This is a genomic window from Bacillus sp. EU52 (genome assembly GCF_037964975.1).
Classification (GTDB): domain Bacteria; phylum Bacillota; class Bacilli; order Bacillales; family Bacillaceae; genus Bacillus; species Bacillus subtilis.
Genome location: NZ_CP150177.1, coordinates 586,347 through 611,161 on the forward strand (window position 1 = coordinate 586,347; position 24,815 = coordinate 611,161).

Genomic DNA, 24,815 nt, shown 5'->3' on the forward strand with positions numbered 1-24,815 from the left:
TTGTTTTATTTCCATTCTGCAATTGTATCAATCGGCAGACGGTAGGAAGCATAGCCTTCGTCTGCTGCTTTTCCGATAGAAAGTAGCATAACCGGTACATAACGTTCTTTATCTAATCCGAAGGTTTCCGCGATGTTTTCTTTATCGTATCCGCCGATCGGGTTTGTATCATAGCCATGCGCGCGTGCAGTCAGCATCAGCTGCATGGAAACGAGACCTCCGTCAATCAGGATCGTTTCACGGTTGACCTGTGCCGGAAGCTTTTCAAAATGTGCGGTCAGCGCGGTGATTTGTCTGTCTTTGACCTCCTGCGGCATGTAACCAAGTTCCACAGCTTTTGAATAGATTTCTTCTAAGTAGTCTGCATTGTTCATGTCTGCAAATACAGCGATGACAGCAGATGATGTTGTGACCTGTGTTTGGTTAAAGCTTGCAAGCGGTGCGAGCTTTTCTTTTCCTTCCGGGCTGTCAATGACAAGAAAACGCCATGGCTGCGCGTTAACAGAAGATGGCGCAGTTGTTGCTTCCTCTAAGATCTCTGTCATTTCTTCTTTGCTGATTTTTACTGCCGGATCATAGTTGCGGATAGAACGGCGGCCTTTCATAATTTCCATAAAATCGTTTGTTTTGATCATGTTGATACACTCCTCTTAAGCTTCGATATTATTTATATTGTTTCGCATGCGCGCCAGCACATCAATGAGCAGGCGGCGTTCTTCTGCGCTTACATTTGCGAGCATTTCCTTCATGAAACGCTCCTTTTCCTTCTTAGAAGACTCAATTCGCTCTCTTCCTTGGTCTGTTAACCGAACAAGGGTGATGCGGTTGTCCTCAGGCTTGCGCCGCCTTGATACCATGCCTTTGGCTTCCAGCTGTTTCAGGTGTCTGGTAACGGCTGCGCTATCGATATTTACTTTCTTTTGAAGGTCGCTTTGACTGATCTCATCTGCATGATAAAGCAATGTCAGCAATTCCAAACGAGATTGGCTGATGCCCGTGCATGCCTCGAACTTCAAGCCAATCACCTTGTTCACGCCTTGCAGCTGATATAAAATCTCGGCTTCCTCTGAACAAAATGACGCCAAAACCCATCCCTTCTTTCCTGTCAAAACTATTAATTGATATATCAATGATTGACACGTCAATTAATATACAACGATTGATTTCATCTTACAAGCCATTTGCACTTTTGAACAACCTCCCAGCGCATAAAATTCGCTAGGCTAGAACTTAGCAAAAAAAGCTGGCCGCTTCTTCAGATGATGCTGGTCACGATGATTCCCTGCATCATTCCCATTTATAGGTGTTCGGAATATCACTTTGCCGAGCCCGTGCTCAAGCGGCTTTCACAGGCTGAAAGTTATGATACAATATACAAATGTTTCACAGCTTCAATCCATAGTTGGAGCTGACATCCATTATATAAGGGACTAGGTTGAAGGGAAGGTTTGATAACATGCTGCACAATCCAACTGGAAAAGAACGCTTGGCACTAGCGTTTCTGCTCGGCATGCTTGCTATATTGGGCCCGCTTAATATAGATATGTATTTGCCAAGTTTTCCTGAAATCGCGAAAGATTTATCAGCAAGTGCTTCACTTGTTCAGTTAAGTTTAACAGCCTGTCTGGTCGGGCTTACGATCGGCCAGCTGATTGTCGGGCCGGTCAGCGATGCGCAGGGAAGACGAAAACCGCTATTAATCTGTATTTTTTTATTTGCGTTATCTTCTCTGTTTTGTGCACTGTCGCCCAATATAACAACTTTAGTGGCTGCGCGTTTTTTACAAGGCTTCACTGCTTCTGCAGGGCTTGTGCTGTCTCGCGCAATCGTCCGCGATGTGTTTACCGGAAGAGAGCTTTCTAAATTTTTCTCGCTGTTAATGGTCATTACCGCGGTGGCGCCAATGGTTGCGCCTATGACAGGCGGTGCCATTTTGCTTTTGCCGTTCGCAACGTGGCATACAATTTTTCACGTCTTAATGATCATCGGATTTTTACTAGTTCTTCTGATTGCATTGAGGTTAAAAGAAACGCTTCCGCTGGAAAAACGGATTCCAAGCTCAATCGGAACATCCGTCAAAACGATGGGCAGCCTGCTGAAGGATCGATCCTTTATGGGGTACGCGTTAACTGTCGGATTTATTCACGGGGGAAGCTTTGCATATGTGTCTGGTACGCCTTTTGTATACCAGGATATCTACGGGGTGTCTCCGCAGGTATTTAGTATTCTTTTTGGCATTAACGGGCTGGCGATTATATCGGGCAGCTTTATCATCGGACGCTTTGGCGGAATCATTCATGAAAAAAGCCTGCTTCGTATAGCGGTCATTACGGCTATGATTGCGACGGCTGTGCTATTAACCATGACCATGATTCACGGTCCTCTTGCTACATTAGTCATATCCATTTTCATTTACATGATTACGATCGGCATGGTTCTGACCAGCACGTTTACCCTGGCCATGGAAAAGCAGGGGCACCGCGCCGGAAGTGCAAGTGCGCTGCTTGGAATGCTTCCGCTGCTCCTCGGTTCAATCGTGTCACCGCTTGTAGGCATTAATGAGACAACAGCCGTTCCGATGGGAGCCATCATGTTTGTGACAGCTGTCATCGGCTCACTGGCGTTTTTTGGATTAACGAAAGAACGAGTAGGGCAGAATTCATAAAAAAACCTGACATGACGTCAGGTTTTTTGTTTTATTTAGAATAACAACAGCAGGCCTGCAATCGCCGGAGTCAAAAAGATGGCTGATTTCAAAACCACCTTTGGCATGAGGTTGGTGAATTTCGCGCCTACATAGGCCCCGCACATTGTCCCGACCAGAACTTTGACAAGTAAAACGTAATCAACAAAACCTTCTGTAATATATCCGATGCCTCCACCTACAGCCAGAGGGATGATCACAAGCATCGTCGTTCCGACAGAATGGCGAATGGACAGATTCAGCATAATCATTAAACCGATTTGAATAAAAGGTGCCGACCCGATGCCGAATGTGCCGGAAAGAACGCCGGCTGCAATTCCTAAGATGACCGCTCTCGTATACGTTGAAAGAGTGCTTTGATTCACTTGAGCCTTCTCTTTTAAAATAAATAATCTGATTAAAATGAGAATTGCTGATAAAAATAACATTCCAGCCGTCAAATAATGAAGCAAATCAGCCGGAATAAAAGAAGTCAGCTTGGCGCCGAAAAATGAGCCAACCGCAGCAAAGCCTCCGACTATTAAGCCGATTTTCATTTGAATGTTGCCCTCGCGATAGTGGCTGTATGCCCCTGATAAGCTTGTAAAAGCCATGCCGGCAAGCGAAGTGCCTAAAGCCGTATGAATCGGGATATGGAAAAGAAGCGTTAAAAGGGCAATGACAAAGCCGGCTCCACCGGCGCCAATAAAGCCTAAAATAATTCCTAGAAGAAACATAACAAGAATAATGAGCATATTTTTTCCTCCATTGAAAAGATGTAAAAATGTAATCGTGCGCTATTCTGGCGGAGGTATGGTGTCCTATTGACGAAGAAAAACACGCCGTTTTTTCAGTTGCCAGTAGTCCGTCGACCGTCGTTCAGCAAACATATCGTACCTCAAATTCAGGGATCTGACAAGGCAGTTTGTTGCTTCCCATTACCATCTGTTATATGATTTTGATGAAGAAAAGCCCTTGAATATATTCAAAAGAGGTATTATATATGGACGATTTTAAATTAGATAAGCCGACTCCCTACTACCTGCAATTTTATAACCAGCTAAAAAAAATGATCTTCAACGGGACTTTTAAGCCTGGGGAACGGATAAACGAAACACAGCTGGCGAAAAGCTTTGGCGTCAGCCGCTCTCCGATAAGGGAAGCCATGCGATTGCTTGAGAAAGATGGTTTGTTAAAAGCGGATGACCGAAATGGATTTTCGATCACGTCGTTAACGGCAAAAGATGTAGATGAGATTTATAAAATCAGAATTCCTCTGGAGCAGCTGGCAGTCGAATTAGTCATAGACGAAGCGGACGAAGAAGAGCTGACCATACTCGAAAAACAGCTTGAAGAAACAGAGAAAGCGATTCACAACGGCACGGAAGATACAGAAATCATTCGTTTAAACCAAAAATTTCATGAGCTGCTGGTTGATTTCAGCCATAACAGACATTTGAAAAATTTGCTTGAGCATGTAAATGACCTGATTCATTTTTGCAGAATCCTTAATTATACCGGCGACCACCGCGCAGAAACGATACTGCGTGAGCACCGCAGGATATTTGAAGAAGTGAAAAAGAAAAACAAAGAAGCAGCCAAACAGCATGTGCTGGCTCATTTCAATCATGACTGTGAGCATTTGAAGCATGTGCTTGAAGAAGGTAAAGAGAATTGATTTCTATGATCCGGTACCAAGGGGGAGCAGAACCCTTGGTATTTTTTTATGTATTCACCACATATCTAAGAGGCCCCGTTAATAAGATTTTATGATGGTTTGACTAACGAATAATGGGGGTTAAACATGTTTATCCATATCGTCGGGCCTGGTGATTCTTTGTTTTCGATAGGCAGAAGATACGGTGCTTCTGTTGATCAAATACGGGGTGTGAATGGTTTAGATGAAACGAATATCGTGCCGGGGCAGGCTCTGCTTATCCCTCTTTATGTATATACGGTTCAGCCGGGAGACACGCTGACCGCCATTGCGGCAAAAGCATTTGTTCCCTTAGAGCGGCTGCGGGCCGCAAACCCGGGCATCAGCCCAAATGCTTTACAAGCGGGAGCAAAAATAACGATTCCTTCGATCTCAAATTACATTGCGGGAACGTTAAGTTTTTATGTGCTTCGTAACCCAGACCTCGATCGGGAATTAATCAATGATTATGCGCCATACTCGTCTTCGATTTCGATTTTCGAATACCATATTGCATCGAACGGCGACATTGCAAACCAATTGAATGATGCGGCTGCTATTGAGACAACTTGGCAAAGACGGGTCACGCCGCTGGCAACAATAACGAACCTTACATCAGGAGGCTTCAGTACGGAGATTGTTCACCAAGTGCTAAACAATCCGACAGCGAGAACCAATCTGGTCAACAACATTTATGACTTAGTTTCCACAAGGGGATATGGCGGTGTCACAATCGATTTTGAGCAGGTGAGCGCCGCGGATCGCGATCTTTTCACTGGGTTTTTACGCCAGCTGAGAGATCGCCTTCAGGCGGGAGGGTATGTGCTGACGATAGCTGTTCCGGCAAAAACAAGCGATAATATTCCCTGGCTGAGAGGCTACGATTACGGGGGGATAGGAGCGGTTGTCAATTATATGTTTATCATGGCTTATGATTGGCATCATGCCGGAAGTGAGCCGGGTCCAGTAGCGCCGATTACTGAAATAAGGAGAACCATTGAGTTTACGATTGCGCAGGTGCCGAGCAGAAAAATCATTATCGGAGTCCCGCTCTACGGGTACGACTGGATCATCCCGTACCAGCCGGGCACAGTTGCTTCAGCGATTTCAAATCAAAACGCAATCGAAAGAGCGATGAGGTACCAAGCTCCGATACAATATTCAGCCGAATATCAATCACCGTTTTTCCGGTACAGTGATCAGCAGGGGCGGACGCATGAGGTATGGTTTGAGGATGTCAGAAGCATGAGCCGGAAGATGCAGATCGTCCGCGAATACAGATTGCAGGCTATTGGCGCTTGGCAGTTAACGCTGGGCTTTACACCGGGCCCATGGCTTCTGCGGAAATTTTTTACGATCAGAAAAGTGTAAAAAAAAACACCACAACTGGGGTGTCTTTTTTTTGATTAAGTCCAGAGCAGCAGAATAGTTCATTCATTTGTACCTTGCATAGGTTGTGTTCCCATTTTACGATTAGTAGTAGTCTGATCAAACAAAGAGTCAGAATACGATTTGAGAGGGAGTTGTCTACATGAAGACAGTATTGATTTTGAATTTTCCTGCGGAAGGCCATGTGAATCCTACCTTAGGCATTACAAAAGCGTTTTCCGATAAGGGATATGATGTCCATTATATATCCACTGAAAAATATAAAAAACGATTAGAAGCAGCGGGAGCAACGGTCCATCTTCACCGGGATCTGCTGCGAACAACACCTATTCATGTCGGTTCGCCCAATGGCATTCTTGATTTCGTGAAAATCCATATCAAAACGTCATTGGACATTTTACAGATTGTCAAAGACTTATCTAAGAGCATTCAATTTGATTTTGTTTATTATGATAAATTCGGCGCGGGGGAATTGGTAAGGGATTACTTAGATATTCCAGGAGTCTCTTCATCGGCGTCTTTCTTGTTTGGCGAGGAGCACCTGAAAATCCTGCCGCTGCATCCGGAGTCTGGAGCGCCGCTTGAATTGGATCAAGAGTGTGAAGATCTTTTGGCAAAAATGAAAGAAACGTACGGTGTTGCCCCGAAAAACCTGGTTCAATTCATGAACAATAAAGGGGAATTGAACGTAGTGTATACAAGCCGTTATTTTCAGCCAGAAAGTGATCGTTTCGGGGATGAATGTCTGTTTATCGGGCCAAGCTTTCCAAAGAGAGCGGAAAAAACAGATTTCCCGATTGAACAGCTAAAAGATGAGAGTGTCATTTATATTTCAATGGGGACTGTACTGGATCATACAGAGGATTTCTTCAACCTTTGTATTGATGCATTTTCAGGCTTTAACGGAAAAGTCGTCATCGCTGCCGGAGAAAAAGCGGACCTGACCAAATTAAAGCAGGCGCCGGAAAACTTTATCATTGCTCCGTATGTCCCTCAGCTGGAAGTGCTGGAGCAATCGGATGTTTTCATTACACACGGCGGAATGAACAGCGTAAACGAAGGCATTCATTTCAGCGTGCCACTGGTTGTCATGCCTCATGACAAGGATCAGCCGATGGTGGCGCAGCGTCTCTCTGAACTCCATGCAGGCTATGTCATCTCTAAAGATGAAGTCAATGCCCAAATATTAAAACAGGCCGTAGATGAGGTTTTGCGCAACGATCAGTATACGGCAGGCATTAAAAAAATCAATCAAAGCTTCAAAGAATGTATGGACATGGAAGAAGTGATGGAGCGGATTGATGAGTTGATTCGCCAAAAAAACAAATAAGAAAAAGAACTCCCGTACCTTGTACGGGAGTTCTTCATTTAAAACTTGATTTTGATTTTTTGAGCATCACTGATTTTCTTATGGTTATGGTCAAAGACGTCACTTGTCGTGATTTCGATCCACTTAATCTCTTTTGTTTTCTTCTCCGCATCCGCGGCCTTATCATGAGCATGGCCGCTTGATGCGTTCACAATAAAGCCGAGATTTCCAGACTTTTCGGCCCCGCCTTCCAATTCACCGTTTAACTCTTCAAGATAAATATCTTTGTTCCAATCAAAGGTTTCGCCCGTATTTGTTTTCATCAATGCAATCGGCGCAACATTTACTTTTTTTGAAGAGGTGTTCTTGATATCAACGAAAACCTTAACGAAATCAAACTCTTCATCGTGTGTTAACTCATGAAAGTAATCAATCATGCTGTAGTCCGGGCGCAAGTGGATCAGCTTCATTTCTTTTACTGTTAACTCCACGTCGCCAATCTTATAGGTTTTGTTCACTTGTTTGATATCTTTTAAGACAGCTTTTCCCTTATCATCTGAAAACGTTTGGCCGACCTTAAGCAATGACCGGTCATCAGTTACCTGGGAATTAGGCTGATAATCATCTGTGCTGTCCTTCTGGGATGAAGTGCTTTGCGGCTCAGCTTTTACTGTTTTCTCCCCGCCTGCATGCTGTTTTTCAGTACTGGCGTTTGATGAGCAGCCCGCAAGCATGATAGCAAAAACGAAAATTGAAAGAATTCTTCTCATGATGATTCCTCCATTAAAAAGAGATCCCGTTACTTCATACAAGCAACGGGACACCTTGTATTCTTTTACTTATCGTTAATCTTAATGTTGTATTGTAAAGCCTTGAAGACATTTTTGGCGATTTCTGTATTGTCGATTTGGCCGGCAAATGTCTCACTAGACGGACCGTATGCATAGACGGGCACATCTTCACCGGTATGTCCGCCTGTGGTCCATCCAGTGTGAGAGCGTTTGTTAAAGATGTTCTCGATTGCGTTATCGATATCCAGTACTTCCTTCGATTTTGCCGCTTCTTCAACAGATTGAATTTCGGATTTTGTTAAAGCCAATTTTTTTTGATCGATATATGTTTTCAACGTTTTTTCAACATCCGCGCCGTCAGCGATCTTTTCTGCCATAAAGTCAGGTGTGCGCTTTGCGGCTTTAATGGGTTCACTGAACCAATTGTAGATGCCGTCCGCACCGATGGAATATCCGCCGGTTGAGTGGTCAGCCGTTGCGACAACCAATGTGTGCTTGTCTTTTTTAGCGAAATCAATAGCCGCCTTATAAGCTTGTTCGAAGTCTTCCATCTCGCTCATGGCGCCGACGATATCATTGTCATGGCCCGCCCAGTCAATCTGGCTGCCTTCCACCATGAGGAAGAAGCCGTCTTTATTCTTGTTTAATTTTTTAATGGCTGTGTTTGTCATATCTTTAAGTGATGGAATATCCTTCGTCCGGTCAATCTTTTTAGGCAGGCCGCCGTCAGCGAATAGGCCGAGAACTTGGCTGTCTTTGTTTTTCAGCATGTCCTTGCGGTTATCCACATAGCTGTATCCCGCTTTTTTGAATTCCTTGATCAAATTACGGTCCTTACGGTCAAAATTGCTCTTTCCTCCGCCTAAAAGGACATCAATTTTGTGCTTGCCGTTGACCATCTCATCAAAATAATCATCCGCAATTGAGTTCATATTTTTTCGGCTGTGGTCGTGTGAACCGAAAGAGGCCGGAGTGGCGTGTGTAATTTCTGAAGTGGCCACAAGTCCTGTTGCTTTTCCTTTTTCTTTCGCAGCTTCAAGCACCGTTTTGGCTTCTGATCCGTCGTTATCCACCGCTATGGCATTATTGTATGTTTTAATTCCCGCAGACATAGCCGTTGCCGCCGCTGCAGAATCCGTTACATTTTGTTCAGGATCATCGGGGTAAGTTGTTTGCTGGCCGACAAGATACTGATCAAAAGCCGTAGGCTCCACAACTTTTGTCTTTTTATTATCCTTTAAGTATCGATAAGCAGACGTATAAGACACACCCATACCATCACCAATCAGAACAATAACATTCTTAATTTCGTCTTGGTTTCCCTTTTTCTTTTCCTGGGCGCTGGCTTCAGGCACACTGCCGCTGGCTAAGCTGCTGAACGCAATTGATGATAAAACCGCGATAGGCAGTAATTTCTTCGGGAATTTTTTCAACTGGATAACCTCCTAAAAATAGATAAATCTCAATGACAACCCAATTATATTTTTAAACTGTTAAGCTAGTATTAATCGATTTTAAAGATTGGATTTACAAGAATAATGAACTGGCACCCTTAAATAATGGTTATTCTTTTATGAGAAGTTTTAGAAGGAAAGAGCGATAGTACTAAAGAAATAAATTGGAGGAATAGATACTGGCCGTGGATAGGCGGACTGAAATCTGCTATAGTCGCATAGAAGCAACCCGCTTACATCTTGAACAATTTAAAGTATTACGTTGGAAAGAGGTATTGTGTAAGTACATGTCTGAGCAGTTCATATGGAGTGGCATCATTTTATTTTAGGAGGGAACAACATGGACGTTTTTTCTGAGTATTTAGCGGGAATTGATGACCCGTTCCACCGAGAAAGAACGGAAGAGGTGTTAACTTGGATAAAAAATAAATATCCAAATTTACATACAGAAATAAAATGGAACCAACCGATGTTTACGGATCACGGTACATTTATTATTGGCTTTAGTGTTTCTAAAAAGCATTTAGCTGTCGCTCCTGAAAAAGTAACGATAGCGCACGTAGAGGATGATATTGTGAAGGCTGGATATGATTACACCGAGCAGCTGATACGTATCCCTTGGAATGGTCCAGTTGATTACACGCTACTTGAGAAAATGATTGAGTTTAATATTCTGGACAAGGCGGAATGCTCCACTTTTTGGCGAAAATGAAGGAAAAAGGCATAACATATGAGCTGTATAAAATATGTTACGCCTTTTCATTTGTCTATTTTTCGTTTTGATCATCTATTGCTGCTTTTCTTCAAACAAGGTCATTTCATTGAGCGTAAGCTGGCTCGCAGAATAATGATTACCTTGTTTCCATTTCACTTCAATCGTAATATCATGGCCTTCAAGCTCATGTTCATCTAACCGCTCTAAAAAAGAAACGGACTTTTCCTTTGCGCTTCCATCACGATAAGTGCCTCCAGCATAATCATGCATCGGGATTTCCGTGTCAGAACTCAGCAGAATTTCATCATCCTTTTTTACAATCAGTGATTCCAAATAAGTGTTGTCTGTTTCATGTGGTTCACCGATCCAATAAAGTTCGCCGCTGTATTCATTCGGTGCATCTTCATTTTTTTTGAAAACAGCTTCCCAATTCTGGTCTTTGCTTTCTCCCTGCCAATTCGGATACTCCAAACGAACATGATGAATCAGGTGATAGGAAAAAAAGATCAAGCAGAGAGCGATTAATAGGAATGCCGTGAAAATGAGAGGGTATTTATAATGACTGGACATAAAAGACTCCTATTCGTTTAATCAATTACCTTCGAAAATAGAATTTCATCCCGAATCAAAATGCCGTTTTCAGCCACCTCGGGAATCTCCGGCTTGAGTCGGCGCGCTTTTTCAACTGCGTTCGGAAACACTTCGGCGAATTGATAGCCTCTCTTTTGATAAAACGCCATCGCATGTACATTATCATTCGTTGTAATAAGCTTTATTCGTTGACAATGTGCATATTTAGCCGTCTCTTCAACCTGCTGGAGTAAAGCTGTGCCGATTCCTTTATTTTCAATCATACTATCTAATGAAATAATTTCACAATCTTTCCCATCTATCAAGTATGTAATACAGCCAATGATTTCGCCGCTTTCATTTACTGCGGCAAATCCATCTAATTCATCACACCGAAAAATGCCGCTGGAAATCGCCATCTCGGGTGTACCCCAATGCTTGGCAAAAAAATCGGTCAACATCTGTTTCGCTATCTCATTGTTTGGGATGATCATCATCATAACACTCCTCTATTGAAAGATTGCATATGTACTATCAATATAAACAATATATAACAAAAAAAATAGATGTTGAGGTGACGGCATGGAAATCAGCGATGTCATTTACGGGCACCACCATATAGACGGAGTGCTGGAAGAGCTTATCAAAAGCGCTCCTGTGCAAAGATTAAAAGGGATCTATCAAGGCGGAGCAAGCTTTTTAGTCAATCGAAGATGGAATGTGACCAGGTATGAGCACTCCATCGGCGTAATGCTCCTCATCAAAAAGCTCGGAGGAACGATAGAAGAACAGATTGCAGGTCTGCTCCACGACGTATCACACACAGCTTTTTCTCATGTGGTCGACGTTGTCTTTGAAAATCAAGCAGAAGACTATCATGAAAACATCTTTCAACAAGTCATTGTTCACTCTGAAATCCCGGACATTTTACAAAAACACGGCTATCATACTGAAGAACTTTTATCTGACGATTCAAGGTGGACATTGCTCGAACAGCCCGCACCGGAGCTGTGTGCTGATCGGACAGACTATACGCTGCGTGATATGTACCGATATGGACACATTAACCTGCACGAAGCGCAAACCTTTTTGGATCATCTTATTGTGAGGAACGGAAGGATGTTTCCTGATAGTATTGAAGCCGCCGAATGGTTTGTCAGTGTGTACTACAAGGAAGTAATTGATTTCTTTTTGAATCCTGTGAATGTATATGGATATGAATATTTAGCGCGAGCATTGAAGGCAGCGCTGCGGCATGATGTCATATCTGCAGAGGATCTGCTGAAAACGGACCAAGAGGTACTGAACATCCTGCGTGCATCAAAAAATGAAGAAGTCCTGAGCTTGCTTACATCCATTCATCCCGGCATACAAGTAATAGAGGATGACATCCAGTACGATTTCCATCAAAAGAAGAAAATGCGCCTAATCGATCCATCCATTTTTTTTGATGACAAATGGATCAAATCCTCAGATGTTTCTGAAAAGGTGAGGAAAATGGGTGAGGCCGCTTATCAAAAAGCAAAAAAAGGTGTGTATATAAAAATCTTAAATCAGTAATTGCCGCCTGACAGCGGCTTTTTTTATGTTTGGCTTTGCAAACAAAGGGGAATAGGACAAACTGCGGGAACGCATTATGAGAATATCAGCGTATTTACATACCGTTCGGGGGTATAGTATTATCGAGAGGGCATGTTTTCATTGTCTGCGGGCAAAAGTTACAGGAAAAAAATGAAGCAAAGGAGAATGAACATGAAAATCTCTAAAAATGCACTGGGAATTCTGATGTTATCTCTTGTTTTTGTTTTATCAGCATGCGGCAATAACAACAGTACGAAAGAAAGCACACATGACAATCATTCAGACTCCTCAACACATGAAGAGATGGACCATTCCGGATCAGCTGACGTTCCAGAGGGATTACAGGAATCTAAAAATCCGAAATACAAAGTAGGCAGCCAGGTAATCATCAATACTTCCCATATGAAAGGCATGAAAGGTGCTGAAGCTACGGTAACAGGTGCCTATGATACAACTGCGTATGTTGTTTCTTATACTCCGACTAATGGGGGACAGCGTGTGGATCATCACAAATGGGTGATCCAAGAAGAAATCAAAGATGCCGGAGATAAAACGTTACAACCCGGAGATCAGGTGATTTTAGAGGCTTCTCATATGAAAGGCATGAAAGGAGCAACAGCCGAGATCGATTCCGCGGAAAAAACAACTGTATACATGGTTGACTATACATCGACAACAAGCGGCGAAAAAGTGAAAAACCACAAATGGGTCACCGAAGATGAGCTTTCAGCTAAATAATAAAAAATCCTCCTTTTACAAGGAGGATTTTTTTGCTGTTTGAACAGGTCTTGTTAAAGAAATGAAAGCAAACAGGACAGCGATGATCACAATCGATCCGCCGCACCATGCTGTTGACACTACAGTACCCGTCTGATCCAAAACAACACCGCCAATGGCTGAGCCAAGGGCAATTCCGACTTGGAGGGCCGATGTGTTAAAGCTTTGCTGAATGTCAGACGAATCAGGTGCAATTTCAATTAAATAGCTTTGCTGAGCCGGGGCGAGGCTCCAGCTCAGAAGACCCCAAATCACCATGACAGGCAAAAAGAAAATCATAGACGATGTAGACAGCGGCAGTAAGAACATAATGATGGCAAAGGAACCGGTCACCAGCAAAATGCTCTTAAAGGAACCAAGCCGGTCAGATAGCGCTCCTCCGAAAGGGCCTCCGCATACAGCAGATATCCCAAAAAGGAAATAACAAATGCTGACCCAGAAAGAGCTCAGGTGAAGAGTCTCTTCTAAAAACGGCGCAAAGTAAGCGTAAAGCGTGTAGTGGCCAGCTAATGTAAACATCGTGACGAGGTGTGAACTCGCGATTTTCAGATTACCGATCGTCTTGAGTTGTTCCCGGAAAGGAATCATTTTCTCCGCCGGTATTCTTTCAAAGAAGATTGAAATAATCAGCATGGAGATCAGTGCCAACAGGCCGATGCCAAGGAACAAAATCCGCCACCCGAAGGAATCGCTGATTAAGATTCCGAGCGGCACGCCTAATGCGATAGCAGAGCTGAATCCCATAAAAATAATTCCGATTGCGCGGGCTCTGTATTCAGGCGCTACAATTTTCGGGGCAATTGTTAAAGAAAGCACAACAATCAGCCCTGTACTCATTGCTGCCAATACCCTAGATACCATCAGTGTTGCGAAATTAGGGCTGAAATAGGCGACAAGATTGCTAAGGAAGAAAACAAATAAAGCAATTAGATATAAGCGCTTCCGCTCAATCCTCGCAGTCAATGCCAAAAGCAGCGGCCCAGATACTGCATATCCCAGCGCAAACACACTGATCAGCTGTCCGGCTGAAACAATGGAAATGTCTAAATCATTTGCGATCTGAGGAAGAATTCCCCCCACAATTAACTCAACCAATCCGACTGCAATCGTAGAAGCTGCAAGCAGGAAAACTTTGAAATTCATAACAAACTCCTTTACTTAAATGTTTTGATAAATAAAAAAAATCCTGATTACAAAAAATGTCATAAACAAATTTTGTAATCAGGATTTTACGGTTCCTGGTAGACACCCTCAAACCATATTATTGAGGTTATACAAGTGATAATAGCTATTTAATTGATTCGTTTCCGTTGATGAGTGTACCACATTATGAATGAATCTTCCATAGAAAAATTTACAAAATGATGAACCGGACAAGTATATGATTATATTTATTTTATAAAAGTATAGACATTTAAAAATAAATGACTATAATAATCGGTGTAAGCGTTTTAATCACAAGGGGGGATAGCAGTTGAAAAAAATATTACTCGCGTGCAGTTCAGGAATGTCTACCAGTTTATTGGTGACAAAAATGAAGGAATACGCACAGTCTATTGGTGAGGAAGCAGAGATTTGGGCTGTTGGCCAGGATAAAGCAAAAGAAGACATGAGAAAAGCGGATGCCGTTTTGATTGGTCCGCAAATGAGCTTTCTGAAAAGCGAACTCCAAAAAGAAGCGGATCAATACAACATTCGGGTTGAAGTCATTGACATGATGGCCTACGGAATGGCAGATGGGAAAAAAGCGTATGAGCAGGCATTGTCCTTAATGGTGAATCAATAATGGAACAGATGAAAATCACGAATTTAACAGACGAGCAAATCAGTTTTCAGCTAATCCTGCACAGCGGAAATGCCCGAAGCTGCATCATACAATCACTGCGCGCCTACAAAGAAGGGAACAAGGACGAGGCTGATGCCCTCATTGCCAAGGCTGAGCATGATTTATCCGCGGCCCATGACATTCACTTTCAAATGATACAGAAGGAATCCGGCGGAGAAGCAACAGCTTTTTCATTGCTGCTTATGCATGCAGAGGATCATCTGATGTCAACATTATCCATGAAAGAATTAGTGAAAGAGATGCTTGATCTCTTTAAAACCAAGAATCTATAAATAATCGGGGTGGATAGGGTGTTCGAGAAAATCAGCCAATTCCTTGTTCCAATTGCAGGGAGGTTAAACAATAACCGCTATTTGCAAGTGCTGCGTGATGCATTTATGCTGGCTTTCCCGCTGACGATATTCGGGTCCATTTTTGTCGTGTTAACGAATTTGCCGTTTCTAAACAAAATCATGAACGCCTCAATGCTTACGTCGTTTCAGTCTCATTTCGGCATTGCCTCCACGGCGACAATGGGCATTATGTCTGTCTTTGTTGTGTTCGGGATAGGCTATTACCTGTCGAAAAGCTATCAGGTCGAAGCTGTATTTGGCGGAGCGATCGCTTTGGTTTCCTTTTTGCTCTTAACGCCATTTATCGTTCAGCCGGAAACAGGTGATGCCATTACAGGGGTTATCCCGGTCGATCGTCTCGGTGCAAAAGGGATGTTTCTTGGGATGATTACGGCATTTCTTTCTGGCGAAATTTACAGAAGAATCGTTCAAAAAAACCTGACAATCAAAATGCCAGCCGGCGTTCCGCCTGCTGTAGCAAAATCATTTGCCGCACTTATTCCGGCTTTTATCACATTGACCGTATTTTTGCTGATTAACGTAATGGTGACTCTGTTTTTTAAAACAAATATGCACGACGTCATTTATCACGCGATTCAGGCTCCGCTTGTCGGACTTGGAAGCGGTATCATCCCAACGCTGATTGCCGTGTTTTTCATTCAAATTCTTTGGTTTTTCGGACTGCATGGACAGATCATTATCAACTCCGTGATGGACCCGATTTGGAATACACTGCAGGTAGAAAACCTTTCTGCTTACACGGCGGGAAAAGAAATCCCTCATATTATTTCAAAACCGTTTATGGAGATTTATACAGTAGGGATGGGCGGAACCGGGATGACGCTTGCGATTGTGTTTACCATTCTCATATTCATGAAAAGCAGGCAGATGAAGCAAGTATCAAAACTTGGCCTCGCTCCCGGTATTTTTAACGTAAACGAACCGATTATCTTCGGGCTTCCGATTGTCATGAATCCGATCATTATTGTGCCTTGGGTGCTGGCACCGATGGTTGTTACGCTCGTCACCTATCTGGCTATGTCAGCCGGGCTCGTTCCGCCTCCGACTGGTGTGACGGTGCCGTGGACGGTTCCATTATTCATTAATGGCATCATGGCGACGAACTCAATCATGGGGGGCGTGATGCAACTTATCAATCTGCTGATTGTCTTCGTGATCTGGTTTCCATTCCTAAAAGCAATGGATAAATTAAGTCTGGCAAAAGAAAAAGAACAGGCTGTGCAGGAAACAGCTGCTCAGCAAAATGATAACAGCATAAAAATGTGACATAAGGGGAGAGAGACTTGGCACAAACAGAACAATATCGTTTTCCAAAGGATTTTTGGTGGGGATCATCGGCTTCAGCAACACAAACGGAGGGTGCCGCCGACAGAGACGGAAAAGGCCAGAATATATGGGATTATTGGTTTGAAAAAGAACCGCATCGTTTTTTTGATCATGTCGGACCCGCAGACACATCCCAATTTTACGACAACTATAAAGAAGATATCAGGCTGATGAAGGAACTTGGCCACAACTCGTTCCGGATGTCGATTTCCTGGTCGCGTTTAATACCAAACGGAACGGGCGAGATCAACGATAAAGCCGCAAATTTCTATAACAATGTCATTGATGAGTTGATCGCTAACGGAATTGAACCTTTTGTCAATTTGTTTCATTTCGATATGCCGATGGCGCTTCAAAAAATCGGCGGCTGGGTCAACAGAGAGACGGTTGACGCGTATGAAAACTATGCAAGAACTTGCTTCCGTTTGTTTGGCGGCAGAGTGAAAAAATGGTTCACGCATAATGAACCAATCGTTCCTGTAGAAGGCGGATACCTATATGATTTTCATTATCCAAACAAGGTCGATTTTAAAGAGGCCGTCCAGGTTGGATTTCATACGATGCTGTCAAGTGCCCGTGCCATTCAGGCTTACAGGGAGATGAAGCAGGACGGAAAAATCGGTATCATCTTAAATTTGACCCCTTCATACCCGAGAAGCAGCCATCCGGCGGATGTGAAAGCCGGGGAAATCGCAGACGCGTTTTTTAACAGATCTTTTTTAGATCCATCTGTCAAAGGCGAATTTCCCAAAGAGCTGGTTGACATTTTGAAGCATGAAGGCTTTATGCCTGATTACATTCCTGAAGATCTTGACATCATCAAAAAGAACACGGTTGACCTGTTGGGAGTGAATTATTACCAGCCGAGACGTGTGAAAGCGAAAGAACATCTTCCGAATCCCGACGCTCCTTTTTTGCCTGACAGGTATTTTGATCCCTACGTCATGCCGGGCCGCAAAATGAATCCGCATCGCGGCTGGGAGATCTATGAAAAAGGCGTTTATGATATTTTGATCAATTTAAAAGAAAACTACGGAAACATCGAGTGTTTTATCTCTGAAAACGGCATGGGGGTTGAAGGTGAAGAGCGCTTCAGAGATGAACAAGGCATCATTCATGATGATTACCGGATTGAATTTATAAAAGAGCACCTCAAATGGATTCACCGCGCCATACAGGAAGGCTCGAACGTAAAAGGCTATCACTTATGGACGTTCATGGACAACTGGTCTTGGACAAATGCCTATAAAAACCGATACGGATTTGTATCAGTCAATCTTGAGAAAGACGGAGAAAGAACCGTCAAAAAGAGCGGAAATTGGTTCAAAAAGGTTGCTGAGCAACACGGTTTCTAGATTTTCCTAAAGGTCAAGATCTTCCGGCAATCATCATAACGAATAGAGATGACGAAAATCCGCAACATTGATGAAATAGGGAAAAGAACTTATGATATCCGTAAAAGCTTATGTGATATCAGACTCTAACAGCTGCCGGAGGATACCAATGAATAAATACGAAATCATTGCAAATGAAATGAGAAATAGAATTAAAAATAACGTATATCCGATCGATCAGCCCATTCCTGATGAAGTATCTCTTGCAAAAGAATTTAACTCAAGCCGCATGACGATGAAGAGAGCCTTGGATAATTTAGTTGCTGAGGGTCTGCTGTTCAGAAAACGAGGCCATGGCACGTTTATTATTCAATCTGCAATACAGGATGACCATGTACATGTAGTCAGCAATGAGATTCTCGGATTGACCAACTTGCTGAAAGATAAAAAAATCCAAAGCAAGGTCATTCAGTTTGAAGTGCAATTTCCCACTGAGGAAGTGGCCGCCCATTTGTCTATTGATCAGAAAACACCGGTTTATTATGTCGTTCGGCTGCGAATTGTAGAAGGTGAACCCTATGTATTAGAAAAAACATATATGCCGACTCATTTAATACCGGGCATTAATGACGATGTCCTTCATGATTCGATCTACAATCATATTACAAATGTGCTGCAGCTCAAAATCGCCGGAACGCATCGGAAAATCAGAGCCTGCAAATCTGATCATATTGACCAGCAGCATCTGGGCTGTAAACAGGATGATCCAATTCTGGAAGTAGAACATGTGGGCTTCTTAGATACCGGGATTCCATTTGAATATTCCTTTTCACGTCATCGGCATGACAAGTTTGTTGTGACTTCTGTAAACATACGGCGCTGATTGCGGAGACAACAAGGAGGCCATCTGCATGCTTGGCGGTATTGAAGCAGGCGGCACAAAGTTTGTTTGTGCTGTCGGTAGAGAAGATGGAACGATCATTGACAGGATAGAATTCTCCACAAAGATGCCGGATGAAACGATAGAGAAAGTGATTCAATATTTTCGCCAATTTTCATTACAGGCAATCGGCATCGGCTCCTTTGGTCCCGTTGATAACGATAAAACCAGTCAAACATACGGTACCATTACGGCCACGCCGAAAGCGGGCTGGAGACACTATCCCTTTTTGCAAACCGTTAAGAACGAAATGAAGATCCCAGTCGGTTTTAGTACAGATGTCAACGCTGCGGCGCTGGGTGAATTCCTTTTCGGTGAAGCGAAGGGTCTTGACAGCTGCCTGTATATAACGATTGGCACTGGCATCGGAGCGGGGGCTATTGTAGAGGGGAGGCTCCTTCAGGGGCTGTCACACCCAGAGATGGGCCATATTTATATCCGGAGGCACCCGGATGACGTATACCAAGGGAAGTGCCCTTATCATGGAGATTGCTTTGAAGGCTTAGCTTCAGGCCCCGCTATCGAAGCCCGCTGGGGAAAAAAAGCCGCGGATTTATCAGATATAGCACAAGTCTGGGAACTGGAAGGGTACTATATTGCCCAAGCACTGGCTCAGTATATTTTGATCCTTGCACCTAAAAAAATCATTCTTGGCGGCGGCGTCATGCAACAGAAACAAGTGTTTTCTTATATCTATCAATATGTACCAAAAATCATGAACAGCTACTTAGATTTTTCTGAATTATCAGATGATATAAGTGATTATATTGTACCTCCACGTTTAGGCAGTAATGCCGGAATCATCGGCACGCTAGTTTTAGCGCATCAGGCCTTACAAGCAGAGGCAGCATCCGGGGAGGTGCGATCATGACGCATCCTTTATTTTTAGAGCCTGTCTTTAAAGAAAGACTATGGGGAGGGACGAAGCTTCGTGACGCTTTTGGCTACGCAATACCCTCACAAAAAACAGGTGAGTGCTGGGCCGTTTCTGCACATGCCCATGGCCCGTCGGCTGTAAAAAATGGCCCGCTGGCAGGAAAAACACTAGATCAAGTATGGCAAGATCATCCAGAGATATTCGGGTTTCCGGATGGTAAGGTGTTTCCGCTGCTGGTAAAGCTGCTGGACGCCAATATGGATCTCTCCGTGCAAGTCCATCCTGATGATGATTATGCAAAACTGCACGAAAATGGCGACCTTGGTAAAACGGAGTGTTGGTATATCATTGATTGCAAAGATGACGCCGAACTGATTTTGGGACATCATGCAAGCACAAAGGAAGAGTTCAAACAACGAATAGAAAGCGGTGATTGGAACGGGCTGCTGAGGCGAATCAAAATCAAGCCCGGAGATTTCTTTTATGTGCCAAGCGGTACACTCCATGCTTTATGTGAGGGAACCCTTGTCCTTGAAATCCAGCAAAATTCTGATACAACGTATCGCGTATACGATTATGACCGCTGTAATGACCAGGGCCAAAAAAGAACTCTTCATATAGAAAAAGCCATGGAAGTCATAACGATACCGCATATCGATAAAGTGCATACACCGGAAGTAAAAGAAGTTGGTAACGCTGAGATCATTGTTTATGTGCAATCAGATTATTTCTCAGTGTACAAATGGAAGATTAGCGGCCGAGCTGCTTTGCCTTCATATCAAACCTATTTGCTGGGGAGTGTTCTGAGCGGATCAGGACGAATCATAAATAATGGTATTCAGTATGAATGCAATGCAGGCTCACACTTTGTCTTGCCTGCGCATTTTGGCGAGTTTTCAATAGAAGGAACATGTGAATTCATGATATCTCATCCTTAATGAATGGGGGAGTTGCATTTGTTTAAGAAACATACGATCTCTTTGCTCATTATATTTTTACTTGCGTCTGCTGTTTTAGCAAAACCAATTGAAGCGCATACTGTGGCGCCTGTGAATCCTAATGCCCAGCAGACAACAAAAGCAGTGATGAACTGGCTTGCACACCTGCCGAACCGAACGGAAAACAGAGTCCTTTCCGGAGCGTTCGGAGGTTACAGTCATGACACATTTTCTATGGCTGAGGCTGATAGAATCCGAAGCGCCACCGGGCAATCGCCTGCTATTTACGGCTGCGATTATGCCAGAGGGTGGCTTGAAACAGCTAAAATTGAAGATTCAATAGATGTAAGCTGCAACGGTGATTTAATTTCGTATTGGAAAAATGGCGGAATTCCGCAAATCAGTTTGCACCTGGCGAACCCTGCTTTTCAGTCAGGGCATTTTAAAACACCGATTACAAACGATCAGTATAAAAAAATACTAGATTCTTCAACAGCAGAAGGAAAGCGGCTAAATGCCATGCTCAGCAAAATTGCTGACGGACTTCAAGAGCTGGAGAACCAAGGTGTGCCTGTTCTGTTCAGGCCACTGCATGAAATGAACGGCGAATGGTTTTGGTGGGGACTTACATCATATAACCAAAAGGATAATGAAAGAATCTCTCTATATAAACAGCTCTACAAGAAAATCTATCATTATATGACCGACACAAGAGGACTTGATCATTTGATTTGGGTTTACTCACCCGACGCCAACCGAGATTTTAAAACTGATTTTTACCCGGGAGCGTCTTACGTGGATATTGTCGGATTAGATGCGTATTTTCAAGATGCCTACTCGATCAATGGATACGATCAGCTAACAGCGCTTAATAAACCATTTGCTTTTACAGAAGTCGGCCCGCAACCAGCAAACGGCAGCTTTGATTACAGCCTATTTATCAATGCTATAAAACAAAAATATCCTAAAACCATTTACTTTCTGGCATGGAATGATGAATGGAGCCCAGCAGTAAACAAGGGTGCTTCAGCTTTATATCATGACAGCTGGACACTCAACAAGGGAGAAATATGGAATGGTGATTCTTTAACGCCAATCGTTGAATGAATCAGTAATGTACAATAAGAAGGTGCTCAAGAAGTTTCTTGAGCACCTTCCCACTGGATTAAGCATTCATATCGCCTAACCCAGGACTGTGTTCATTTGGTATTTCAGGAAGCACTGGTACGGGAAAGCCTGCCGGAGGATTTATTACTTGTAACTCTCCGCCATTTCGGCTTGGAGATTTCCCTTGATAGATTTCACTGATTCTCGTTTCATCCAACCTAAAGTTAAACTGTGCATTATGGTAGCCTAATTCGACATACTTTCTGCACTCAGGATATTTATTAATGTCATAATTCGGCACAGGGAGCAGCTTCGCCCATTCAACGCCCAATGTCTCGAGCGCTTTCGCGAATGCATTCTGGTGAGCATTGTCGCGTACAATCAGAAAAGCAAGTGTTTCGCGGAACGTCTGATTAGAGCTCATTTCATAAATTCTTGTTTTTTGCAGCACACCTGTCGACTCAAGAAGCAGGTTATCCAGCAGGTCAGTAATTAAGTTTCCGTGGTTATACACCCACGACCCGTTCCACGGATTGCCCCCTGCATCAACGGGAAGGGAACTTTGCGCACCAATAATATAATGATGAGGATTAGCATGTTTAACGGCTTCATTAAGTGGTGCTTGATCTGCACCTTGACTGCCGACACCTTCACCACCTGATTCATCTAATAAAGCATTGATTGTGTTTTGAACCAGTTCAACGTGGGCAATCTCCTCTAAAAAAATGCCGCGAAGCAGATCGCGGTACTGTTTCTGCTTTCCTCTGAAATTAGAGCTTTGGAAAAAAAACTGCATCATTGTACGCATTTCTCCGTAATGACCGCCTAATATCTCCTGCAGGACCTTAGCAGCTGCCGGGTCTGGTTTGTCCGGTTTAATGATATTAATCAGTTCCTCTTTGTAGTAATACATAACACGCCTCATTTCTTCTTAAGAGATTTTCTTATATTATTTGTAAGATGAGATAAAATATATACATGAGAAGGGGTGAAAGAAGAGAATAAAAAAATACAGAAAAAGTGTTGACCAAATAAAACAGGCATGGTATATTATTAAACGTCGCTGATGAACAGCGTGAAACAAAACGAAAAACAAAAAAAGTTTTTCTAAGGTGTTTACAAGATTTTAAAAATGTGTATAATAAGAAAAGTCGAATTGAAAAAGATTCGAAAAAACATTTTAAAAAACTTCTTGACTTCACCATCAAATGATAGTATGATAGTTAAGTCGCTTGATAAGCGCCCGTAGCTCAATTGGATAGAGCGTTTGACTACGGATCAAAAGGTTAGGGGTTCGACTCCTCTCGGGCGCGCCATTTAAGATACCACGCGGGTGTAGTTTAGTGGTAAAACCTCAGCCTTCCAAGCTGATGTCGTGAGTTCGATTCTCATCACCCGCTCCATTATTGAATGATCTTTGAAAACTAAACAAGACAAAACGTACCTGTTAATTCATTTTTATAAATCGCACAGCGATGTGCGTAGTCAGTCAAACTAGGGCCTGCACGACGCAGGTCACACAGGTGTCGCCGCAGGATGCGGTGAACTTAACCTGTGATCCATTTATCGGAGAGTTTGATCCTGGCTCAGGACGAACGCTGGCGGCGTGCCTAATACATGCAAGTCGAGCGGACAGATGGGAGCTTGCTCCCTGATGTTAGCGGCGGACGGGTGAGTAACACGTGGGTAACCTGCCTGTAAGACTGGGATAACTCCGGGAAACCGGGGCTAATACCGGATGGTTGTTTGAACCGCATGGTTCAAACATAAAAGGTGGCTTCGGCTACCACTTACAGATGGACCCGCGGCGCATTAGCTAGTTGGTGAGGTAACGGCTCACCAAGGCAACGATGCGTAGCCGACCTGAGAGGGTGATCGGCCACACTGGGACTGAGACACGGCCCAGACTCCTACGGGAGGCAGCAGTAGGGAATCTTCCGCAATGGACGAAAGTCTGACGGAGCAACGCCGCGTGAGTGATGAAGGTTTTCGGATCGTAAAGCTCTGTTGTTAGGGAAGAACAAGTACCGTTCGAATAGGGCGGTACCTTGACGGTACCTAACCAGAAAGCCACGGCTAACTACGTGCCAGCAGCCGCGGTAATACGTAGGTGGCAAGCGTTGTCCGGAATTATTGGGCGTAAAGGGCTCGCAGGCGGTTTCTTAAGTCTGATGTGAAAGCCCCCGGCTCAACCGGGGAGGGTCATTGGAAACTGGGGAACTTGAGTGCAGAAGAGGAGAGTGGAATTCCACGTGTAGCGGTGAAATGCGTAGAGATGTGGAGGAACACCAGTGGCGAAGGCGACTCTCTGGTCTGTAACTGACGCTGAGGAGCGAAAGCGTGGGGAGCGAACAGGATTAGATACCCTGGTAGTCCACGCCGTAAACGATGAGTGCTAAGTGTTAGGGGGTTTCCGCCCCTTAGTGCTGCAGCTAACGCATTAAGCACTCCGCCTGGGGAGTACGGTCGCAAGACTGAAACTCAAAGGAATTGACGGGGGCCCGCACAAGCGGTGGAGCATGTGGTTTAATTCGAAGCAACGCGAAGAACCTTACCAGGTCTTGACATCCTCTGACAATCCTAGAGATAGGACGTCCCCTTCGGGGGCAGAGTGACAGGTGGTGCATGGTTGTCGTCAGCTCGTGTCGTGAGATGTTGGGTTAAGTCCCGCAACGAGCGCAACCCTTGATCTTAGTTGCCAGCATTCAGTTGGGCACTCTAAGGTGACTGCCGGTGACAAACCGGAGGAAGGTGGGGATGACGTCAAATCATCATGCCCCTTATGACCTGGGCTACACACGTGCTACAATGGACAGAACAAAGGGCAGCGAAACCGCGAGGTTAAGCCAATCCCACAAATCTGTTCTCAGTTCGGATCGCAGTCTGCAACTCGACTGCGTGAAGCTGGAATCGCTAGTAATCGCGGATCAGCATGCCGCGGTGAATACGTTCCCGGGCCTTGTACACACCGCCCGTCACACCACGAGAGTTTGTAACACCCGAAGTCGGTGAGGTAACCTTTTAGGAGCCAGCCGCCGAAGGTGGGACAGATGATTGGGGTGAAGTCGTAACAAGGTAGCCGTATCGGAAGGTGCGGCTGGATCACCTCCTTTCTAAGGATATTATACG

General features: G+C 43.9%; 24 protein-coding genes, 2 tRNA genes, 1 rRNA gene and 1 riboswitch. Of the genes, 18 read left to right on the forward strand and 9 right to left on the reverse strand.

Translation table 11 applies throughout. The annotated features are described in order from the left end of the window. Positions 1-5 precede the first annotated feature (5 nt). The gene (locus NSU05_RS03080) at positions 6-635 is read right to left on the reverse strand and encodes a nitroreductase family protein (RefSeq protein WP_015252704.1); all 630 of its coding nucleotides are present in this window, start codon (positions 633-635) and stop codon (positions 6-8) included. A gap of 15 nt (positions 636-650) precedes the next feature. Next, a complete protein-coding gene (locus NSU05_RS03085) occupies positions 651-1,145 on the reverse strand; it encodes a MarR family transcriptional regulator (RefSeq protein ID WP_082200920.1) in 495 nt (164 codons plus the stop codon). 311 nt (positions 1,146-1,456) lie between these two features. Here NSU05_RS03085 and NSU05_RS03090 point away from each other — a divergent pair, with 311 nt between their 5' ends. After that, complete coding sequence (locus tag NSU05_RS03090; RefSeq protein WP_003234132.1) at positions 1,457-2,665, forward strand: Bcr/CflA family efflux MFS transporter; 1,209 nt, start codon at positions 1,457-1,459, stop codon at positions 2,663-2,665. A gap of 35 nt (positions 2,666-2,700) precedes the next feature. Here the strand turns inward: NSU05_RS03090 and NSU05_RS03095 are convergent, their stop codons facing one another. Further along, positions 2,701-3,438: a sulfite exporter TauE/SafE family protein gene (locus NSU05_RS03095; RefSeq protein WP_003234130.1), complete on the reverse strand. Its 738-nt coding sequence runs from the start codon at positions 3,436-3,438 to the stop codon at positions 2,701-2,703. Positions 3,439-3,686: 248 nt separating this feature from the next. Here NSU05_RS03095 and NSU05_RS03100 point away from each other — a divergent pair, with 248 nt between their 5' ends. From NSU05_RS03100 to NSU05_RS03110, 3 genes are all read left to right on the forward strand, one after another. Continuing rightward, positions 3,687-4,361 carry a GntR family transcriptional regulator gene (locus NSU05_RS03100; protein ID WP_003234129.1) on the forward strand — a complete coding sequence of 225 codons (675 nt, stop codon included), beginning with the start codon at positions 3,687-3,689 and terminating at the stop codon, positions 4,359-4,361. Positions 4,362-4,487: 126 nt separating this feature from the next. Next, positions 4,488-5,750, forward strand: a complete 1,263-nt coding sequence (locus NSU05_RS03105) for a glycoside hydrolase family 18 protein (protein ID WP_038428428.1) — start codon at positions 4,488-4,490, stop codon at positions 5,748-5,750. A gap of 160 nt (positions 5,751-5,910) precedes the next feature. Continuing rightward, positions 5,911-7,098, forward strand: a complete 1,188-nt coding sequence (locus NSU05_RS03110; RefSeq protein WP_015715326.1) for a glycosyltransferase — start codon at positions 5,911-5,913, stop codon at positions 7,096-7,098. Between the two features lie 38 nt (positions 7,099-7,136). Here NSU05_RS03110 and NSU05_RS03115 read toward each other — a convergent pair whose 3' ends face one another. Both NSU05_RS03115 and phoB read right to left on the reverse strand, forming a co-directional pair. Next, complete coding sequence (locus NSU05_RS03115) at positions 7,137-7,847, reverse strand: membrane lipoprotein lipid attachment site-containing protein (RefSeq protein WP_021481631.1); 711 nt, start codon at positions 7,845-7,847, stop codon at positions 7,137-7,139. A 65-nt stretch (positions 7,848-7,912) separates the two neighbouring features. Continuing rightward, positions 7,913-9,301 carry an alkaline phosphatase PhoB gene (phoB, locus tag NSU05_RS03120; RefSeq protein ID WP_082200921.1) on the reverse strand — a complete coding sequence of 463 codons (1,389 nt, stop codon included), beginning with the start codon at positions 9,299-9,301 and terminating at the stop codon, positions 7,913-7,915. Between the two features lie 361 nt (positions 9,302-9,662). On the opposite strand from phoB, the gene fra reads away from it, so the two are divergent. Then, on the forward strand, positions 9,663-10,034 hold the full coding sequence (fra, locus tag NSU05_RS03125; protein ID WP_038427459.1) for an iron chaperone frataxin: 372 nt from the start codon (positions 9,663-9,665) through the stop codon (positions 10,032-10,034). Between the two features lie 75 nt (positions 10,035-10,109). Here the strand turns inward: fra and NSU05_RS03130 are convergent, their stop codons facing one another. Beyond that, positions 10,110-10,607 (reverse strand): YdhH/YoaO family protein, encoded by a 498-nt coding sequence (locus tag NSU05_RS03130; protein WP_038428430.1) that lies wholly within the window; start codon positions 10,605-10,607, stop codon positions 10,110-10,112. 17 nt (positions 10,608-10,624) lie between these two features. Then, the gene (locus NSU05_RS03135) at positions 10,625-11,107 is read right to left on the reverse strand and encodes a GNAT family N-acetyltransferase (RefSeq protein ID WP_082200922.1); all 483 of its coding nucleotides are present in this window, start codon (positions 11,105-11,107) and stop codon (positions 10,625-10,627) included. A gap of 82 nt (positions 11,108-11,189) precedes the next feature. Here NSU05_RS03135 and NSU05_RS03140 point away from each other — a divergent pair, with 82 nt between their 5' ends. Both NSU05_RS03140 and NSU05_RS03145 read left to right on the forward strand, forming a co-directional pair. Next, positions 11,190-12,167, forward strand: a complete 978-nt coding sequence (locus NSU05_RS03140; RefSeq protein ID WP_038428432.1) for an HD domain-containing protein — start codon at positions 11,190-11,192, stop codon at positions 12,165-12,167. Between the two features lie 141 nt (positions 12,168-12,308). Beyond that, a complete protein-coding gene (locus tag NSU05_RS03145; RefSeq protein ID WP_082200996.1) occupies positions 12,309-12,926 on the forward strand; it encodes a YdhK family protein in 618 nt (205 codons plus the stop codon). Positions 12,927-12,941: 15 nt separating this feature from the next. Here NSU05_RS03145 and pbuE read toward each other — a convergent pair whose 3' ends face one another. Next, positions 12,942-14,108 carry a purine transporter PbuE gene (pbuE, locus tag NSU05_RS03150; protein ID WP_038428434.1) on the reverse strand — a complete coding sequence of 389 codons (1,167 nt, stop codon included), beginning with the start codon at positions 14,106-14,108 and terminating at the stop codon, positions 12,942-12,944. A 55-nt stretch (positions 14,109-14,163) separates the two neighbouring features. Beyond that, a riboswitch (purine riboswitch) is annotated at positions 14,164-14,263 on the reverse strand. 176 nt (positions 14,264-14,439) lie between these two features. Between pbuE and NSU05_RS03155 the strand changes: the two genes are divergently transcribed. From NSU05_RS03155 to gmuG, 8 genes are all read left to right on the forward strand, one after another. Then, the gene (locus tag NSU05_RS03155) at positions 14,440-14,751 is read left to right on the forward strand and encodes a PTS sugar transporter subunit IIB (protein WP_014475989.1); all 312 of its coding nucleotides are present in this window, start codon (positions 14,440-14,442) and stop codon (positions 14,749-14,751) included. Then, positions 14,751-15,083 carry a PTS lactose/cellobiose transporter subunit IIA gene (locus tag NSU05_RS03160; protein ID WP_003234101.1) on the forward strand — a complete coding sequence of 111 codons (333 nt, stop codon included), beginning with the start codon at positions 14,751-14,753 and terminating at the stop codon, positions 15,081-15,083. The genes NSU05_RS03155 and NSU05_RS03160 overlap by 1 nt, the downstream gene beginning before the upstream one ends. A gap of 18 nt (positions 15,084-15,101) precedes the next feature. Further along, on the forward strand, positions 15,102-16,430 hold the full coding sequence (gene celB / locus NSU05_RS03165; RefSeq protein ID WP_038428435.1) for a PTS cellobiose transporter subunit IIC: 1,329 nt from the start codon (positions 15,102-15,104) through the stop codon (positions 16,428-16,430). A 17-nt stretch (positions 16,431-16,447) separates the two neighbouring features. Then, complete coding sequence (gene gmuD / locus NSU05_RS03170) at positions 16,448-17,845, forward strand: 6-phospho-beta-glucosidase GmuD (protein WP_038428436.1); 1,398 nt, start codon at positions 16,448-16,450, stop codon at positions 17,843-17,845. Between the two features lie 148 nt (positions 17,846-17,993). Then, complete coding sequence (gmuR, locus tag NSU05_RS03175; RefSeq protein WP_015715336.1) at positions 17,994-18,707, forward strand: transcriptional regulator GmuR; 714 nt, start codon at positions 17,994-17,996, stop codon at positions 18,705-18,707. Positions 18,708-18,735: 28 nt separating this feature from the next. Further along, complete coding sequence (gene gmuE, locus NSU05_RS03180) at positions 18,736-19,635, forward strand: fructokinase GmuE (protein WP_029317333.1); 900 nt, start codon at positions 18,736-18,738, stop codon at positions 19,633-19,635. Next, a complete protein-coding gene (gene manA, locus NSU05_RS03185) occupies positions 19,632-20,579 on the forward strand; it encodes a mannose-6-phosphate isomerase, class I (RefSeq protein ID WP_038428438.1) in 948 nt (315 codons plus the stop codon). The genes gmuE and manA overlap by 4 nt, the downstream gene beginning before the upstream one ends. A gap of 18 nt (positions 20,580-20,597) precedes the next feature. After that, a complete protein-coding gene (gmuG, locus tag NSU05_RS03190; RefSeq protein ID WP_038428439.1) occupies positions 20,598-21,686 on the forward strand; it encodes a mannan endo-1,4-beta-mannosidase in 1,089 nt (362 codons plus the stop codon). Between the two features lie 58 nt (positions 21,687-21,744). On the opposite strand, the gene NSU05_RS03195 is transcribed toward gmuG, so the two are convergent. After that, positions 21,745-22,599, reverse strand: a complete 855-nt coding sequence (locus NSU05_RS03195; protein ID WP_038428440.1) for a manganese catalase family protein — start codon at positions 22,597-22,599, stop codon at positions 21,745-21,747. 326 nt (positions 22,600-22,925) lie between these two features. On the opposite strand from NSU05_RS03195, the gene NSU05_RS03200 reads away from it, so the two are divergent. The 3 genes from NSU05_RS03200 (at position 22,926) to NSU05_RS03210 (ending at position 24,799) form a co-directional block, all read left to right on the forward strand. Next, positions 22,926-23,002: transfer RNA gene (locus NSU05_RS03200), tRNA-Arg, on the forward strand. Between the two features lie 13 nt (positions 23,003-23,015). Then, a tRNA-Gly gene (locus NSU05_RS03205) sits at positions 23,016-23,089 on the forward strand. A 160-nt stretch (positions 23,090-23,249) separates the two neighbouring features. Beyond that, positions 23,250-24,799 (forward strand): 16S ribosomal RNA (locus tag NSU05_RS03210). The last annotated feature ends 16 nt before the right edge of the window (positions 24,800-24,815 follow it).